This window comes from Caldinitratiruptor microaerophilus (assembly GCF_025999835.1).
Lineage (GTDB): Bacteria > Bacillota > Sulfobacillia > Symbiobacteriales > ZC4RG38 > Caldinitratiruptor > Caldinitratiruptor microaerophilus.
On the sequence record NZ_AP025628.1, the window covers coordinates 2791261 to 2808010 of the forward strand.

The following is a 16750-nucleotide window of genomic DNA, read 5'->3' on the forward strand; positions in this document are numbered from 1 at the left end:
GCATATGCCGCGCGGGGCCCGGCGCTGCCGGCGCTCCTACTCGACCGTGACGCTCTTGGCCAGGTTGCGCGGCCTGTCCACGTCGTGCCCTCGCAGAACGGCGGCGTAGTAGGCGAGAAGCTGGAGCGGGATCACGGCCAGGGCGGGGGCGACGAGGGGGTCGGTGCGGGGGATGGTGAAGACGGTGTCGGCGTGGCGGGGGACCTGCTCGTCACCTTCGAGGGCCACCGCGATCACCGCCGCGCCCCGGGCCCGGACCTCCTGGATGTTCGAGAGCGTCTTCGGGGCCAGGGCCGGCTGGGTGCTGAGGGCGACCACCGGTACGCCCTTGGTGATGAGCGCCAGCGTGCCGTGCTTGAGCTCGCCGGCCGGGTACGCCTCCGCGTGGATGTAGGAGATCTCCTTGAGTTTCAGCTGCCCTTCCAGGGCCACGGCGTAGTCGAGGCCCCGGCCGATGAAGAACACGTCGTCGTGGCGGGCGAGGTCGGACGCCACCCGTTGGACCTCCGCCTCCTGTGCGAGGACCTGCTCCGCCTGGGCGGGCAGGTCGCGGAGCGCCGCCAGGATCCGGGCGGCGCCGTCCTCGTCAAGGCGACCCGCCGCCTGGCCCAACCAGACCGCCAGCAGCGTGACGGCCACGAGCTGGGTCGTGTACGCCTTCGTGGACGCCACGGCGATCTCCGGACCCGCCCAGGTGTGAAGCGCCCAGTCGGCCTCGCGGGCGATCGACGAGCCGACCACGTTCACGATCGCCAGGACCTTCGCGCCCTTGGCCCGGGCCTCGCGCAGGGCCGCCAGGGTGTCGGCGGTCTCGCCGGACTGGCTGATCGCCACGAAGAGACTGTCCGGGCCCAGCATCGGGTCCCGGTACCGGTACTCGGAGGCCACGTCCCACTCGACGGGGATGCCGGCCAGCCGCTCGATCAGGTACCGCCCGACCAGGCCGGCGTGCGACGCCGTGCCGCACGCCACCAGGGCGACCTTGCGCAGGCGGCGCACCTCCTCCGGCGTGAGGCCCACCTCCGGCAGCGTGACCCGGCGCCCGTCGGGGCTGAGGCGGCCGCGCAGGGTGTCCCTGAGCGCCTGCGGCTGCTCGTGGATCTCCTTCAGCATGAAGTGGGCGTAGCCGCCCTTCTCCGCCCGGGCGGCGTCCCAGGTGACCTCCATGGGCTCCCTCTCGACGGGCCCGCCTTGGAGGGTCAGGATCTGCACCCGGTCCCGGGTGAGGACGGCCATCTCGCCGTCGTTCAGGACCAGCACCCGGCGGGTGTACGGAAGGAGGGCCGGGATGTCGCTGGCCAGGAAGTTCTCCCCCTGCCCCAGCCCGATCACCACCGGTGAAGCCAGCCGCACGGCGACGATGCGGTCGGGCTCGTCCCGGCACAGCACCGCCAGGGCGTAGGCACCGTGCAGCTGCGAGGCGACCTTGCGCACGGCTTCGACGAGGTCGCCCTGGTAGTACGCCTCCAGCAGGTGGGGGATGACCTCCGTGTCGGTCTCCGACCGGAAGACGTGCCCGTGGGCCGTGAGGACCTCGCGGAGCTGCAGGTAGTTTTCGATGATCCCGTTGTGGATGACCACGAACCGGCCGGTGCAGTCGGTGTGGGGGTGCGAGTTGGTGTCCGAGGGGCGGCCGTGCGTTGCCCAGCGCGTGTGGCCGATGCCCACGGTCGCCCCGGTCCCGGACCGGATCGCAGACGCCTCGCCGCCGCTGAGCCGCTCCTCAAGCTGGGCGATCCGCCCGACAGCCTTCACCACGTGGGGCTGCCCGTCCACGAGCACCGCCACCCCGGCCGAGTCGTAGCCCCGGTACTCGAGGCGGCGCAGACCTTCCAGCAGAATCGGCAGGGCCGGCTCCTGCCCGACGTAGCCGACGATCCCGCACATCGCGCAGCAGTTCCTCCCTCGTGAGCTTCGCTGGACCGCCGCCGGCAGCCTGAAACTGGGGCGGCGGCGTGCCAAGAGATGCACGCAACGCGAAAAACCGTACCCTCTCCTTCCAACCCGGGTACGGCAAAGGAGGCCCCTGCGCCGGGCAGCCTGAACCGGGCAGGCTCCCGCCCGCGGGCAACGAACCGGACCCTCACGCGGAGCGCGCTCAGGCCCGCTCACCCGGCCCCCTTTGTCCCGGCGTCGCCGCCGGGGTTTGCTGAGCCTTTCACGGCCGTGAGCAGCCGGGGGTCACCCGCCGAATCCTCCGAGATCCCCCACCTCGTCAACTGGCGACCGCCGCCGCCAGTCCTGGCGCTACCCGTATGCTCCTTTGCCGGGCCGCGGCTGGACCGTTCCACCTCCGTTTCCTGCCAGACGTCAGGCCGATACCAGTATACACGAGCTTTCTTCGAATGGCCAGGATCGGACGTGCACGCGCCCGTCGTGTGCGGGTGCCAGATGCCCGGCCAACCCGTCCGACCCGACCGGCACGGGCGCGGGGCGGGAGTCCGCCCGTCGGGGTCCCGCCTCGCTGAACTTGGTTCCGTGCACCGGGACGTAGTGCAGAACAGGCACCGCTACCGTTCCGGTTGCGGTGCCGGAATTGCACAACTGCGCCCTCGTGGGACGCGAACGCATGGAGTTTGAGTCCTGTGGACGGCTTGATGTTGCCCAGAACGCCAGGTTCTGTCGACTCCATACGCCAGGCGGTCACGCTGCTGTGCAGAAGAGGTACCGCAAGGAATTCGCTTGCGGTACCTCTTCTGCACTGCGGACACCTGTCGAACCCTATCTGCCTGTAGCTGTAAATTCCCTTGGCCCCCTACATCCGTGTGGGCGCCGGCAGGCCGAGCACGTCCAGGACGTCGGCGAGGATGTGGCGGGAGGCGTCCACGAGCCAGAGCCGGAACGTCCGCTCGGGCTCCTCCGCCTTCAGCACGGGGGTCGACTCGTAGAACTGGTTAAACAGAGTGGCGAGCTGGTAGGCGTAGCCGGTGATGGGGGTCGGGTTGAGGTCGCGGGCGCTCTGCTCGAGCGTGTCCGGCCAGTCGGCAAGCTGGCGCAGGAGCAACCGCTCGGGCTCGGTCAGCTCCGGCGGGAAGGCGTCCGGCGGGGAGGCCGGGGCGCCGCCGGCCTTGCGCAGGATCGAGGCTGCCCGGGCGTGGGCGTACATGACGTAGGGCCCGGTGTTCCCCCGGATGTCGAGGGCCTGCTCGATGTCGAACACGATCTCGGTCATGAGGTGGAACCGCAGGAGGAAGTACCGCACCGCCCCGGCGGCGATGGCCCGGCTGCTGGCCCCGGCCTTCCGGGTGCGCTCCCGGTCGATCGTCTCCTCCATCTGCTCCAGGAGATCGGTGATCTTGATGCCGATCCCCTGCCGGCCCGACATGGGATAGCTCGAGCGCCCGTCGGAGACGTCGACGCCCAGCCGCGCGGCCGTGGCGGGGGACAGCGACACCACGCCGTAGCCGACGTGGTGCAACCCCCGGGCGGCGTCGGTGAAACCGAGGGTCTCCAGGGCGAGCCGGACCATGGACTGCGGGTACTCCTGGCGGCGGTCGATCACGTTGACCACCCGGTGCGCCCGTCCGAACGGCCGGGATACCCCCTCTGCCGCCGACGTCCACAGCCCCCGCCCGAACTGCCGGTACCGGAAGTCGCGGCCGAGCAGCCCGAACTTCCACAGGTGGTAGGCGATGTCCTTGGCCGTGTAGGTGAGGACGCCGTTCGAGCGAACGAGGACCTTGTCGGGGTTGTACGCCTCGGCGGCCTCGCCGTCGGCCGCGGCGGCGCCGGCCTGCGCGGCCCCGGCGTCCGCACCGGTGCCGGCCCCGGCGGCACCCGCGGTGCCCGCCGGGCCGCCCGAGCCGGCGCCGACCTCGGCCGGCTGCTTCAGCACCCAGCAGCCGGCGTACTTCCCCGTCTCCTCCTTGACGAAGAGCGGGGAGCGGCGCAGGAGGTCGAAGGCGGCGGCCCAGAAGCCCTGCCGGACGATGTCTCCCTCCCAGACGAGGAGGTCGTACGTGATCCCGAACTCGGCCATGTCCTCGAGGTGCTCGCGCACGATCCGCTCGGCCACCAGCCGCCCGAGCCACGCCGTGTTGTTGCCGCCTTCCTCCAGGGCGCGCAGGACTTCCGTGCGGCGGGCCGCAAGCGAGTGATCGTCCCGGTACGCCTGATTCACCCGGGCATAGACGTCCCAGCAGAAGTCGCCGAAGCGGTGGTGGTCGCCGTGCACGGGTACGTGCAGGAGCCCGACCACGGTGTCCGCGACCTGGTTGCCCAGGTCGTCGATGTAGTTGTGGACCTCGACCTTGTACCCGACCCGGCGCAAGAGCCGCGCCAGCGTGTCGCCGATGCAGGCGTTGCGCAGGTGGCCGATGTGGGCCGCCTTGTTCGGGTTGACCGAGGTGTGCTCGACCACGATCTTCGTCGCGGCGCGCTCGGCCGGCGGCGTGTACCGGGTCCCCCGACGGGCCCAGGCGCCCCAGTCGAGGAAGAAGTTCAGGAACCCCGGGGGCGCGATCTCCGCCCGGGCGACCAGCGGCACCTCGCCCAGCCGGTCCCGGATCGCCCCGGCGATCTGCATCGGGGGGCGGCGCAGCGTCCGGGCCAGCGCCATGGCGACGTTCGTGGCGTAGTCGCCGTGCTCGGGCCGGGCGGGCTGCTCGACCTGGACGGCGAGGCCGTCGGGCCACGGCTGGCCGGCGTCGGCCAGGACGGCGGCTGCGGCGGTACGGACGTGGCCGGCGAGGAGGCTGCGGATCATGCAGCGAGGCACCACCTTCGGGTCGGGGCGCGGACCTGCGGCCGCGAGCCGGCCGGTGGCAGGTGCGCGGTCCCCCGGGGTAGACGGTCAGCCGAAAGGTAGCACATCCGTGCGGACAGTTCAAGCACCGCCGCGCCCGGGGGTAGCCCGCCGCACGTGGTGGCCGCACTTGGTTGCATCGGTTGGTTGCGCGGGATAGAATGAATCAGAGACTCGCCCGGGGGGATCGACTTGGAAAGGCGTGAGGCCCTCACCGTGAGGTTTCCGGCGGGGCTTCTGTCCCGTGCCCGTGAGCTTCAGGCGGAAGGGGAATCCCTGAACGACCTGGTCGTCGAAGCCACGAGACGCGAGATCCGGCGCCGCCAGGCGCTTCAGGCTCACGAGCAGATCGTCCGACTGCGCAGGCAGATCAAGGCGCGGACGGGCGTCCATCCCGACCCGGTGCCGCTCATCCGCTCTCTCCGGGAGGGGAAGGCCCGGGATGAGTAACCGGACGTTGTGCCTCGACACCAGCGTCCTGATCAAGTACCTGACGCCCGACGAGCAGGAGGAAGCCGCGACGAGCCTGGTGCTCGGCGCGCTCCAGGACGGGTCCCGCCTGGTGGCACCGGCGTGGGCGTGGGCGGAAGTGGGCTCGGTCCTCCGGAAAAAAGTGCGGGTGGGGCTGCTCGAACTGGAAGAAGCCCACCAGCTCTGGACTGCTTTCCAGAACCTGCCCATCGAGTACGCCGAGACGCCGGAACTGCGAGCCCGTACCTGGGAGATCGCGGGTCGATACGGTCTGCCCACGCTGTACGACGCCGCGTTCCTGGCGTGCACCGAGACCGCGACCGCACCGGAAGGCGCCCCGGTGGAGTTCTGGACGGCGGACACCGTGCTCCTGCGCCAGCTGGGAGACCACAAGCCCGCCTACGTCAAGTCTCTCTCGGGTTAGCGGGTGTGGACCCTGCGTGCAGGACCTCGCTCCGGCGCGAAGCGTTCCTCGAGCCCCGGCGCGCCCCGCTCAGACGCACACGGTAGACAGGACCCGCTCCACCGGGACGGGGGGCCCGACGTGATAGCCCTGGGCGTAGTCGACCCCCAGATCCCGCAGGAGCGCCAGCGTCTCCCCGTCCCGCACGTACTCGGCGACGGTGCGGGCACCGACCCCGCGCGCCGCCTCCACGATGGCCCGGACCAGGTGCTGGTCGACCGGATGATGGGGCAGGGACTCGACGAACGCGCCGTCGATCTTGAGGTAGTCGACCGGCAGGTGCTTCAGGTGGAACAGCGAGGAGAAGCCCCGGCCGAAGTCGTCCAGCGCGAACTGACACCCGAGCTGCCGCAGGCCGAGGACCACGCCGGTCGCCTCGTCGAGGTCGGGGATGAGGGCCGTCTCCGTGATCTCGAAGATGAGCCGGCCGGGCTCGACCCCCGCCGCCTCCAGCTCGGCCCCCACGAACGCCACGAGGCCGCCGTCGGCGAACGACTTCCCGGACAGGTTGACCTCCAGGCACAGGTCGGGCAGGGCCGCCGGCGAGCGGGACAGGAGCCGGATCGCCTGCCGGATCACCCAGCGGTCGATGTCGTGGATGAGGCCGGACCGTTCGGCGACCGGGAGAAACGTGCCGGGGCCCACGAGCCGGTCTCCCTCGCCCTTCATCCGGAGGAGGAGCTCGTAGCGGGTCACCCGTCCCTGCCGCAGGTCGAGGATGGGCTGGCAGAAGAGGACGAAGCGCTCCTTCTCGAGCGCATCCCGCAGCTGCGCCTCACAGTTCAGCCAGGAGATCCCGCGGGCCCCGTCGCGCTCCGGGATGTACAGGCAGAAGCGGTTCCCGCAGCTCTTCGACTGGTACATGGCCAGGTCGGCGCGGGCGAGGAGCTCCTCGGTCGTCGTGCCGTGCTCCGGGTACAGGGCGATCCCCACGCTCGCCGTCATCACGAGGTCACGGCCAAGGGCCCGGAAGTGGTGCCGCCGGATGGACTCGACCAGCCGCTGGGCGACGGCCTGGGCCTCCTCGGCGCCGGTGCTCGGCAAGAAGACGGCGAACTCGTCGCCGCCGACGCGCGCCGGGATGTCGGTGGCCCGGACTGCAGCCCGGAGGAGACGGCCGACGCGGGCCAGGACCTCGTCGCCGGCGCGGTGGCCGAGGCTGTCGTTCACCTCCTTGAAGTCGTCCAGGTCGAGAAACAGGACGGCGGCGCCGGGGGCTTCGCCGCCGGACCGCTCGAGGCGCGCCTCGACCTCCTGCTGGAACCGCCGCCGGTTGTACAGGCCGGTCAGCGCGTCGTGGTCCGCCAGGTACCGGAGCTCCTTCTCGATGTGCCCGCGAGCCCGGAGTTCCCGTTCGATCTTCTCGGCCATCGCGTTGAAGGTGTCCGCCAGCTCGCCGAGCTCGTCTGCCGCCCGGGGCGTCAGCCGGTAGGAGAGGTCGCCCTCCCCGAAACGCCGGGCCGCCTCCTGCAGCGCCCGCACGGGGTTCAGCAGAATCCGGTCGACGTATCCGCCCACGACGAGCAGCATGCCGGGACCGACGCCGAGCACGAGGATCATCAGGAGCGCGATGCCCGTGCGTGCCGCTCGGACCAGCTCGAGCTGGCGGTCCATCTCCCGGCGCGCCAGGTCGTCGGCCTGTTCGAGGTTGGCGATCGTCCGGTCGAGATGTGCCTGGAACCGGCTCAGCTCGGTCTCCCGGTCCGCCGGGCCCGGGGAAAGCCCGGCGAGGAGGCGCTCTGCGGCGGCCCTGGCCGCCTGCCACTCGTCGCGGGCGGCTCGCACGAGATCGCGCTCCCGGGCCAGGGCGAACGGGGCGGCCAGGGCCTGATCGAACCCCTGGTCCAGCGCCCGCGCCAGCCCGGCGAACCGGTCCCGCGCGGCAGGCGTCCCGTGCTCGAGCGCCTCGTGCAGGGCGATGGCGACCTTGAGGCTGTCCTGCTGCAGGTGGATGAGCCAGCGGGCTTCGACGTTGACCTCCTCGACGCTGGCCTGGAGGGCGCTGGTGGTCCTCAGGACGGCGATCGACAGGCCGACGGCGAGAACGATGAGCGGCAGCGCCACGAGCGCGGTTCCCAGGATGACGCGGGTGCGGATCGACATGCGTCCGACGCTCCTCGCCGCCTGTGGTACGGATACGCATTCGCTCCTTCCTTTTTACACCAACGGGCTTTAGACCATCATGACCTCAAAGTCTCACGCCAAATGCGATTACCCATTTCCATCGTGATGGACCGCGGGCGCCCCGCCACCCGTCAGGAAGGACGCCGCCCGTCGAGGTAGCCACACGGTGAAGCGCGCGCCGCCCCCCGGCCGTGCCGAGGCCGTGATCCGCCCCCCGTGCGCCTCCACGACCGCCCGCGCGATCGCCAGCCCCAGGCCGGTGCCGCCCCGGCGGCGTGCGGCGTCCCCACGGTAGAAGCGGTCGAAGACGAACGGCAGGTCGGCCGGGGAGATCCCCGGGCCCTCGTCCTCGACGTGGACCTCGACCCCCGGCACCGCCGCGCCGCCGCCGGACCCGGCCGGGGCGGCCGGCCTTGCCCGGGCCGTCACCGTCACCACGCCGCCCGGAGGGCTGTGCTGCACCGCGTTGCGCAGCAGGTTGGCGAGCACCCGCTCGACGGCCACCGGGTCGCAGTCGAGGTCGAGCCCGGCGGGAACGTCCGTCACCACCGCCACCCCGGCCTCCTGGACCAGCCCGCTCACCTCGCGCTCGGCCCGGGCGACGAGGTCCCCCAGCGGGACGGCGGACTCGACGGGCAGCACGGCCCCCCTCTCGTGGCGGGCGAGGAGCAGGAGGTCGTCGGCCAGGCGGCTCAGACGCTCGACGTCCTCCAGGGCGCTCGCCAGCACCTGCCGGTAAGTCTCCGCGTCGCGGGGGTGGCGGAGGGCCACCTCGAGCTGGGTGCGCAGGGCTCCGAGGGGCGTGCGGAGCTCGTGGGCCGCGTCGTCCGCGAAGCGGGCCTGGGCGCGGAAGCCGGCCTGGAGCCTGTCGAGCATCCCGTTGAGGACGGCCACCAGGCTGGCCACGGTCTCGTCCTCGGCCGCCACCCGGGGGCGGATCCGGGTGTCCAGGGACGCGGGCCCGATCGCCGCGGCCGTGGCCGCCACCTCCCGCAGCGGGGCGAAGGCCCGCCGGGCCACCCAGAAGACGAGCGCGGCGGCCACCGGCACCGCGGCGGCTGCCACCCCGGCGAGCATGCGGACGACCTTCCCCATCTCCCGGGCGAGGGCGCCCGCCGGGGCGGCGACCACCCGCACCTGCCCGTCCGGCCGCGCCACGTACGCCACCCGCACCGCGTCCTCGTCGGGCAGGAGGAGCTGGAGCCAGTCGGGCCGGGGGTACGGGACGAGGTGGTACCCCCCGTGCTCGTCGCCCTCATCGTCCTCGTCGTGGCCACGTTGCTCGATCAGGGTGCGGAAGGCCGCCCCGGCGCGGCGGGCTCGCGCCTCGGCCTCCGCCTCCGGGATCATTCCGGGAGGCACCCTGTCCCGGCCCCCGTCCAGGAGCGCGTCGCGCACCAGCGACGCGTCGATGGCGCGGCCGACCGCCAGCGCCGCACTCACGTAGGCGCCGCCGAGCACCACCAAGAGGATCGCGGCCTGAAGCCCGGCCGCCACCAGGGCGATGCGCAGGGGGAAGTTCCGCCGCAGGATGCTCAGGAGCGATCACCTTCCAGGACGTAGCCGACTCCCCGCACGGTGCGCAGCCGGTAGCCGTCGCCGGCCACCAGCGCCAGCTTGCGCCGGAGGTTCTTCACGTGAGCCTCGATCAGGTTGTCCGACGCCTCCCAGGGCTCGTCCCAGGCGGCGGCCGCGATCTGGTCCCGGGTCATGACCTGGCCAGGGTGCCGGATGAAGAGCTCCATGAGCGCATACTCCCGCCCCGTCAGCGTGACGGCGCGGTCGCCGACCCGCAGCCGGCGCGTCGACGGCTCGAGGCGGAGCGCGCCGAACGTGAGGTCGGCCACCGGGGCGGCCGACCGGCGGGCCAGCGCCTCGACCCGGGCCAGCAACTCGGCGAAGGCGAAGGGCTTGCAGAGGTAGTCGTCGGCCCCGCCCCGCAGCCCGGCCACCCGATCCCCCACGCTGTCCAGCGCCGTGAGAAGGAGGACCGGGGTGGTCAGGCGCTGCTGGCGCCAACGGGCGAGCAGCTCGTCGCCGGAGACGCCCGGCAGCAGCCGGTCAAGGATGATCACGTCGTAGCGGCGATCGCGGACGAAGAGGTCGGCCTCGTGGCCGTCCTGCGCGTGGTCGACCAAGAGCCCCTCTTCCCGCAACCCCGCGACCAGCGCCGGGCCGAGCCTGGGGTCGTCCTCCACGACCAGGATCCGCAGCGGGCATCCTCCTCTCAGCGCGCCGTTGGCGCCGTCCCTTCTCCGTGACGGCCGCCGGGCGCCCCACCGCCTGCACGGGCCCCACGGGTGAGGAGCAGGCGGGCGAGGAGCAGGAACGCGAAGACACTTCCCGTCGACCAGTATAGCGCCTGGACCCACGGCTGGGCGGTGTCCGTACCGGCCCACACCCCGTGTGCGAGGGCCAGCACGTAGGCCGGCACGCTGAGCGCGTGGGCCAGCCGCCACGTGGCCACCCCCAGCCGCGCCCGCAGATACGAGGTGACCTGCACGCCCACGAGAGCGTACAGCGCATAGACGCCGAGGGCCACCGCGCCGGTGCGGTACGTGGAGGCGAAGGGGAGCAGGATATCCGGCCAGCGGAAGGACACCCAGTGGTCGTAGCGCAGGATCACGGCGTGCACGACCGTAGCGTAGAGGCTCCACGCCGCCCCCCACTGGTGCGCGGCGCCCAGGAGCGGCGGCGGAGCGGCCAGCCCCAGAAGGCGCGAGGAGAGCAGGAGGCCGGTCACGGCGGCGAGCCAGAGGAAGAGGTAGGCCATGATGCCTGCCGCCCGGGTGATGTGCCACGTGCTGGGCTCCACGAACAGACGGGAGACGGCGGGCAGGCCGGCCCGGACGGCAGGCACCGCCAGGGCGGCCGGGGGCAGCAGCCACCCGAGCGCCGCCAGTCGGAGACGGTAGGGCGGTGGCCCCGGATGACGATCGTCAGCCTTCCGCACGCAATGTCACCTCGCGCAGCTCCGAGCTCATGCGCACGAACCGGTTCTCCGTGACGACAAGCCCGGCGGCGCCGTGCTGCGCCAGCAGGGCGACGGCCTCCCCGGGGCCGGCCAGGATGCACGCCTTGGCCAGGGCCTCGGCCGCGGCTGCCGTTCTGGCGACGACCGTCGCCGCCACGACCCCCGTCCGGGCCGGACGTCCCGTTCGGGGGTCGACGATGTGGTGGTGCCACCCGCCCGCGACCCTCCATCTCCGCCCCAGGACATCCGAGGTCGCCACGGCTCCGCCGCGGAGGGCCAGCCGGAGCAGGGTGCGACCGGGGTCGAAGGGGTCGGCGACGGCCACCGGCCAGGGCTCCGTCGAGACGATCCGGACGTCGCCGCCGACGTCCGCCGCCGCCGGGCCGTGGCGGGCCAGCGCGCGGGCCGCCCGGTCGGCCGCCCAGCCCTTGGCGATGCCGCCCAGGTCGAAGCGGACGCCGGGAGGCCGGTCGACGAGCCACAGCGGGGTCCCCGGCACGGCCTCGACCCGGACGGCCGCCCAGCGGGACCCGGCCGGGTGCCCCGGGCCCCCGGCCGGGTCCACGGTGGGTGGGCCGGCGCCATCCATCTCCGGCGGAGGCAGCTCGCCGAACGGGCGGTCGTAGCCCGCCGCCTCCAGTTCGGGCAGCAGGGTGGGGTCGAAGAGGCCGCCCGTGCGTCCGGCCGCAACCAGGGCGGCGCGCAGGACGCGGCCCAGGAGGGGCGAGACCAGGGCGTACCGGCCGGGGTGGACGTTGAGGCGGCTCAGTTCGCTCTCCGGCCGGAAGCGGCTCAGGGCAGCCTCAACCGTGTGGAACCACGCCTCCAGCGCCTCCAAGCGGGCCGCTGCTGCCGCCTCCTCGCCCGGGCGGGGCCGCACGTGGAGCGCGACCACGGTCCCCATCGCCGCGAACCGGCTCGAGAGAACTGCCGGCGCGGCCTCACCGGTCGGACCCGGCCGGCTCACGACCGCCGCGCCCGGATCTCGGGCAGCACGCCCGGGGCCGGCAGCGCACCCGCCGTGCGCGGAGCCACACGGGACTCGGCGCTCGTCCGGGGGCTCAGGAACTGCGCCACCCCGCCTACCCTTCGGTCGTCTTCCCATCCGTCCTCGTCGTCCTCGTATTCGCGCCACTCGTGGCCGTCCTCGCCCTCGTAGCGCTCGTCCTCGTCATCGTGCTCGTACCGGTCGTCGTCCCAAAGCCGCCTGGCCGGCTGGCCGCCCTCCCGGCGCCCGGTCGCCGGCGGAGGCGGGGGCAGGGGGGCCAGGGCCGGCGGCCCGGCTTCGGCCTGCCGTGCCTCTGCGGAGACGCCCGGCACCACGGGGACCGGCCCTGCCGGCGAATCGGGCGGAGCCACAGGAAGCGGCTCCGGGGGCCCAGCCGGCGCCCGGGCGACCTGCCCCAGGACCGCCGTGCCCGCCGTGAGCCCCGCCACCGTGAGCACGAAGCGCACCAGCGGCGCGTTCACCTTCATGTCCGTCCCTCCCGTTTGCGCTGCCCGGGTCTCGTGCGGGCGCGTTCTGCGAGGCAGAGTATCCGGGTGGGCTGAAGTGAACCTGAACGCGCCTGGGACGTGTCAGGCCCCGGGCGCCTTCCACCGGCGCCCGGGGCCTTCTGCCCGGGATCTTCACTGCCCCGCCGGAGCGGCGGCGGGGTCGAACCGCACCCCGGCCACGACCCGCATGGTTCCCATTCGCTCCAGGTCGGCACGCCCGAGGGGCCTGTCCCAGGTCCAGCCGGCGAACCGGCCCGGGCGGCCGTCGACGTCCACCCGGACGGCCTGGACGCCGTCGACGCCCGTCAGCGTGTACACGAAGCTGTACAGGAAGGCGCTCGCCCAGCCCGGCCCCGCCCCCCGCTCGGCCGCCGCGGTGAGGTCCACCGTGAGGACCCCGGTGCGGTCGTCCAGCCGCACGCCACGGGCGCGGGTGCCCGCGGGGACCCCGGTCTCGAGCCCCAGGTCGGCGGGGGGCTCCAGGAGCAGGGGCAGCAGCGCCGCAGCCCGCTCGACGCCGCGCGCGGGGAGGGACCTCACCTTCACCTCGACGGGGATCAGCGCCTTGCCGCCGCTGTACCGGTCGGCGTAGAAGACCGTGGCCAGGACGGCCCCCGGATCCCCTCCGCTCCGGTCGATGTGCGACCGGGCCCGGGCGACGTCCGCGGGCACCGTGTACGCCGGCGAGGGCCCGGCGGCCTCACCGCCGGGCCCGCCGGGACCTGCCCCGCCGAGCGCGCCCGCACCCGGCCCGTCCGCTACCGGCGCCCGTGCAGCCGTCGGGCCGGGCGCCGTGAGGCGGCCGATCAGCGCCAGGGCGGCGATCAGCATCGCCGCCCAGAGCACGGGGCGCATCGGGTGGGGCGTGCGGCGCCGGCGCGCCTCCGCCAGCGTGCGGGCCGGACCCCAGCGCCGGGCGGCGATCCGCGGGCGCGGGCCCTTACCCCAGCTCAGCGGCGATCACCTCCCGGAGCCGCGCGGCGAGCTCCTCGAGCAGGACCGGATCGGGGCCCTCGAGCATGACCCGGATGAGCGGCTCGGTCCCGGACGGCCGCACGAGCACGCGGCCCCGCCCCTTGAGACGGGCCTCCGCCTCCTGCACCGCCTCCACGATGCGGGGCCGGTCTTGCCAGCCGTCCCTCTCGCGCACCCGCACGTTCTCCAGGATCTGGGGGAAACGCTCCACCTGACCGGCCATCTCCGAGAGCGGCCGCCCTGCGCGCACCATCGCCGAGAGGAGCTGGACGCCGGTCAGGATGCCGTCGCCGGTGGTGCCGAGGTGCCCGAAGATCACGTGGCCCGACTGCTCCCCGCCCAGGACGGCGCCGATCTCGAGCATCCGCTCGAGCACGTACCGGTCACCCACCCGGGTTCGCTCCAGGCGGATCCCGTGGCGCTTCAGGAGCAGCTCGAGCCCCAGGTTGCTCATGACGGTGGCCACCACCGTGTCCCCGGCGAGGAGCCCCCGGGCCTTCAGGTCGAGGCCGCAGATGGCCATGATCTGGTCGCCGTCGACGACCTGGCCGCGCTCGTCCACGGCGATGCACCGGTCGGCGTCCCCGTCGTGGGCGATACCCGCGTGGGCTCCGAGGCGGAGGACGGCCTCCTGGAGCGCCTCCGGGTGGGTCGACCCGCAGCGGTCGTTGATGTTGAGGCCGTCGGGTGCGTCGCCCAGGACGTGCACCTCGGCGCCGAGGCGGCGGAACACCGCCGGCGAAAGCCGGTAGGCCGCTCCGTGGCCGCAGTCGACGACGATCCGGAGGCCGGAGAGGTCGGCGGTGGCGGTGCCGGCCACGTACTCCACGTACCGGTCCGCCTCCCCGTGGGCGTCCCGCGCCTCTCCCACGCCGGCTCCTGTCGGCCGCAGCCCGGCAGGCTCCCCGGCGAGCCGCTCGAGCTCGTCCTCGATGGCGTCCGGCAGCTTGTACCCGTCGCGCGAGAAGAACTTGATGCCGTTGTACTCCGCCGGGTTGTGCGAGGCGGAGATGACCACGCCGAAATCCGCCCCCAGGGCACGGGTCAGGTACGCCACTGCCGGCGTGGTCACCACGCCGAGGTCCAGGACGTCCCCTCCGGCCGACTGCACCCCCGCCGCCAGGGCGTGGGCGAGCATCGGGCCGGAGCGCCGCGTGTCGCGGCCGATCAGGGCCACCGGCCGCCGTCCCGCCTGCCCGCCGAGCCGGCCCTGCGCCGCCAGCCGGGCGGCTGCGTGACCGAGGGCGAAGGCCAGCTCCGGCGGGAGCTCGGGGCTGTTGGCCACGCCGCGGACACCGTCGGTACCGAAAAGCCTTCCCATGGGCGCGCGAAGATCCTCCTCCTGAGGGGCTCCTAGCGTAGCGGCCGGCGGGGCCCGGCCCCGATGCCGCCTGCTCCGGCCTATTCGTTCGGGGACTTGGAGATGACCACTTCGACCGCGGAGGGGTTGACGGACACGACGGTGATGCCGGGAGGGGTGTCGTACCGAACCTCCAGCAGGTGCCGGCCGGGCCCGAGCCCCGCAGCGTCCACCCGCACGTCGAACAGGGCGGGGTCGAGCCGGTCGAGAGCCAGCTTGGGCCCTTGCAGGCGCACCGTCACGCCCTCGACGGCCGCGCGGGCCACCAGGCCGGGGCCGACGCCCCGGATCGCCAGCGGGTGGTCTGCCAGCACCCGCTCGGTGCGCAGCTCGGTGACGTTCACGGACACGGTCGCGGACTGGTAGTCCATGCTCTCGGCGCCGGGGGGCAGGATGAGCCCCACCTGGACCGCGAAGGGCCGTGTCTGGCCGGTGAGGTTGATGGGCTCGGTGGCCACTTCCTGCCACCCGTCGTGCCGCTCCCGCGGCCCCCGCACCTTCACCGTGCTGGGCGTGACGGACACGCTGAACGTGTACCCCTCCGGCAGGCTGCCGGCGAAGCGCGGGTGCACGGGCACGTCCCGTGCCGGCGGCAGGCGCACCACGGAGACCTCGACGGGCACCCGCGCCGGGTCGAGGGTCACACCCTGGACCTCCATCCCGGAGGCGTCGACGGCGCTGAGCGACGCCTCTCGCTGCCCGGCGCCGTCCAGGCTCGCCGGATCGACCACGGCTTCGACCCGGGCGACCCGGTCCACGTTGGGCCGCAGTCCGAGGATCTGGACCTGGTCCCGGAGGAGGCGGAGCACGTACTTCTGGTCGCCCCGGGCGATCTCCGGCTGGCCCAGCGTCACCCGCACGGGCCGGGAGACCCGCTGCTCGAGGAAGACGGAGACGACGTTCGGCTCGACCGTGTAGCTGACGGTGGGCGCCAGCCCCCGCACCTGGACCCGCACGGTATGCATCTGGCCGGGGCCGAGCCCGGCCAGGTCGATCACCGCGGCGAGGTCGTCCGGCCGGACCCGCTCCACGTCTCGCGCCGGACCCTGCAGGGTCACGTCGACCGGAGGCAGGGCCTGGGGGGCCTGCAGGACAAGATCGGGGCCGATGTGCTCGGCCCGCAGCGGGACGGCGGTGAGCCGCCGGGTCACGTCCGCGGAGCGCGCGTCGGTGATCTGCACCCACAGGATGAAGGCCAGAAGCAAGGAAAGCAGCCGGACCACGCCGTCCCGCTGCAAGAGCCGCTCCAACGGACGTCCCCCCTCTCCGATCCCGCGCCCGCCGGCCGCGCCCCGGCGGCCCCGTGCCTACCCGTCTCCCGGGCGGAACCGCCACGGCACCCGCACCGGTTGCGGCATCAGGAGGGCCGTGAGCGTTTCCCGCAGGGCCTTCTCGTCGAGGCCCCGGACCAGCCGGCCGCCGTGGGCCACGCTGACCTCCCCGGTCTCCTCGGATACGATCACGGAGACCGCATCGCTGTGCTCGGTCACCCCCACGCCCGCCCGGTGCCTGCTGCCCAGCCGGTGTTCGAGCTCCGTGGCCTCGGCGAGCGGCAGCCAGCAGGCGGCGGCCATGACGCGGCTGCCCCGCAGGATGACCGCGCCGTCGTGGAGCGGGGTGTTGGGGATGAAGATGTTGGTCAGGAGCTCCCAGCTGACATGGCCCTCGATCGGGATGCCGCTGTCGATGAGTTCCCCCAGCCGCGTCTCCCGCTCGATGACCATCAGTGCCCCGGTCTTGTTGCGGGCGAGGATCTCGACAGCCTTGCTCACCTGGTCGATCAGGCGGGGCGGGTCCTCGTCGCCCGGGTCGAGGAAGCCCTTCGTGGGGATCAGGCGCCCACGGCCGATCTGCTCCAGCGCCCGCCGCAGTTCCGGCTGGAAGACGATGGGCAGCGCCACGGACGCCCCGAGCACGACCTTCTCCAGCAGCCAGTTCAACGTGTACAACCTGAGGACCCGGCTGGCGGCCGTGGCGAGAAGCAGGATGAACAGGCCGTTGATGAGCTGGACGGCCCGGGTGCCCCGGATGAGGATGAAGAGCCGGTACAGGACATAGGCTACCAGACCGATGTCCACGAGGGCCAGGAAATACTCTCCCAGCGTGAACCGGGAGAAGTTGGGTATCAGGGGCAACCGGCCT

At 73.2% G+C, this 16750-nt stretch carries 14 protein-coding genes; 2 read left to right on the top strand and 12 right to left on the bottom strand.

From position 1 onward, the window contains the following. Positions 1-36: 36 nt before the first annotated feature. Both glmS and caldi_RS13560 read right to left on the bottom strand, forming a co-directional pair. Entirely contained in the window at positions 37-1887 is a 1851-nt protein-coding gene (glmS, locus tag caldi_RS13555) for a glutamine--fructose-6-phosphate transaminase (isomerizing) (protein ID WP_264842285.1), read from the bottom strand. 868 nt (positions 1888-2755) lie between these two features. Then, positions 2756-4705, bottom strand: coding sequence for an arginine--tRNA ligase (locus caldi_RS13560; RefSeq protein ID WP_264842286.1), 1950 nt, complete (start codon positions 4703-4705; stop codon positions 2756-2758). A 231-nt stretch (positions 4706-4936) separates the two neighbouring features. Between caldi_RS13560 and caldi_RS13565 the strand changes: the two genes are divergently transcribed. After that, positions 4937-5194 carry a YlcI/YnfO family protein gene (locus caldi_RS13565; protein ID WP_264842287.1) on the top strand — a complete coding sequence of 86 codons (258 nt, stop codon included), beginning with the start codon at positions 4937-4939 and terminating at the stop codon, positions 5192-5194. Next, the gene (locus caldi_RS13570; protein WP_264842288.1) at positions 5187-5639 is read left to right on the top strand and encodes a type II toxin-antitoxin system VapC family toxin; all 453 of its coding nucleotides are present in this window, start codon (positions 5187-5189) and stop codon (positions 5637-5639) included. The genes caldi_RS13565 and caldi_RS13570 overlap by 8 nt, the downstream gene beginning before the upstream one ends. Positions 5640-5708: 69 nt before the next feature. Here the strand turns inward: caldi_RS13570 and caldi_RS13575 are convergent, their stop codons facing one another. The 10 genes from caldi_RS13575 to cdaA all read right to left on the bottom strand — a co-directional run bounded on the left by caldi_RS13575 (position 5709) and on the right by cdaA (position 16743). Next, positions 5709-7781 carry a putative bifunctional diguanylate cyclase/phosphodiesterase gene (locus caldi_RS13575; protein WP_264842289.1) on the bottom strand — a complete coding sequence of 691 codons (2073 nt, stop codon included), beginning with the start codon at positions 7779-7781 and terminating at the stop codon, positions 5709-5711. A 108-nt stretch (positions 7782-7889) separates the two neighbouring features. After that, a complete protein-coding gene (locus caldi_RS13580) occupies positions 7890-9266 on the bottom strand; it encodes a sensor histidine kinase (protein WP_264844811.1) in 1377 nt (458 codons plus the stop codon). A 71-nt stretch (positions 9267-9337) separates the two neighbouring features. Then, positions 9338-10000, bottom strand: a complete 663-nt coding sequence (locus caldi_RS13585) for a response regulator transcription factor (RefSeq protein WP_264842290.1) — start codon at positions 9998-10000, stop codon at positions 9338-9340. Between the two features lie 29 nt (positions 10001-10029). Next, the gene (locus caldi_RS13590) at positions 10030-10755 is read right to left on the bottom strand and encodes a ferric reductase-like transmembrane domain-containing protein (protein ID WP_264842291.1); all 726 of its coding nucleotides are present in this window, start codon (positions 10753-10755) and stop codon (positions 10030-10032) included. Then, positions 10742-11743 carry an FAD:protein FMN transferase gene (locus caldi_RS13595; protein WP_264842292.1) on the bottom strand — a complete coding sequence of 334 codons (1002 nt, stop codon included), beginning with the start codon at positions 11741-11743 and terminating at the stop codon, positions 10742-10744. The genes caldi_RS13590 and caldi_RS13595 overlap by 14 nt, the downstream gene beginning before the upstream one ends. Next, entirely contained in the window at positions 11740-12252 is a 513-nt protein-coding gene (locus tag caldi_RS13600) for a hypothetical protein (RefSeq protein ID WP_264842293.1), read from the bottom strand. The genes caldi_RS13595 and caldi_RS13600 overlap by 4 nt, the downstream gene beginning before the upstream one ends. Positions 12253-12405: 153 nt before the next feature. Further along, a complete protein-coding gene (locus tag caldi_RS13605; protein WP_264842294.1) occupies positions 12406-13128 on the bottom strand; it encodes a GerMN domain-containing protein in 723 nt (240 codons plus the stop codon). An 85-nt stretch (positions 13129-13213) separates the two neighbouring features. Continuing rightward, a complete protein-coding gene (gene glmM / locus caldi_RS13610) occupies positions 13214-14569 on the bottom strand; it encodes a phosphoglucosamine mutase (RefSeq protein WP_264842295.1) in 1356 nt (451 codons plus the stop codon). Between the two features lie 80 nt (positions 14570-14649). Further along, entirely contained in the window at positions 14650-15858 is a 1209-nt protein-coding gene (locus tag caldi_RS13615; protein ID WP_264842296.1) for a CdaR family protein, read from the bottom strand. Positions 15859-15915: 57 nt separating this feature from the next. After that, positions 15916-16743: a diadenylate cyclase CdaA gene (cdaA, locus tag caldi_RS13620; protein WP_264842297.1), complete on the bottom strand. Its 828-nt coding sequence runs from the start codon at positions 16741-16743 to the stop codon at positions 15916-15918. Positions 16744-16750: the final 7 nt, after the last annotated feature.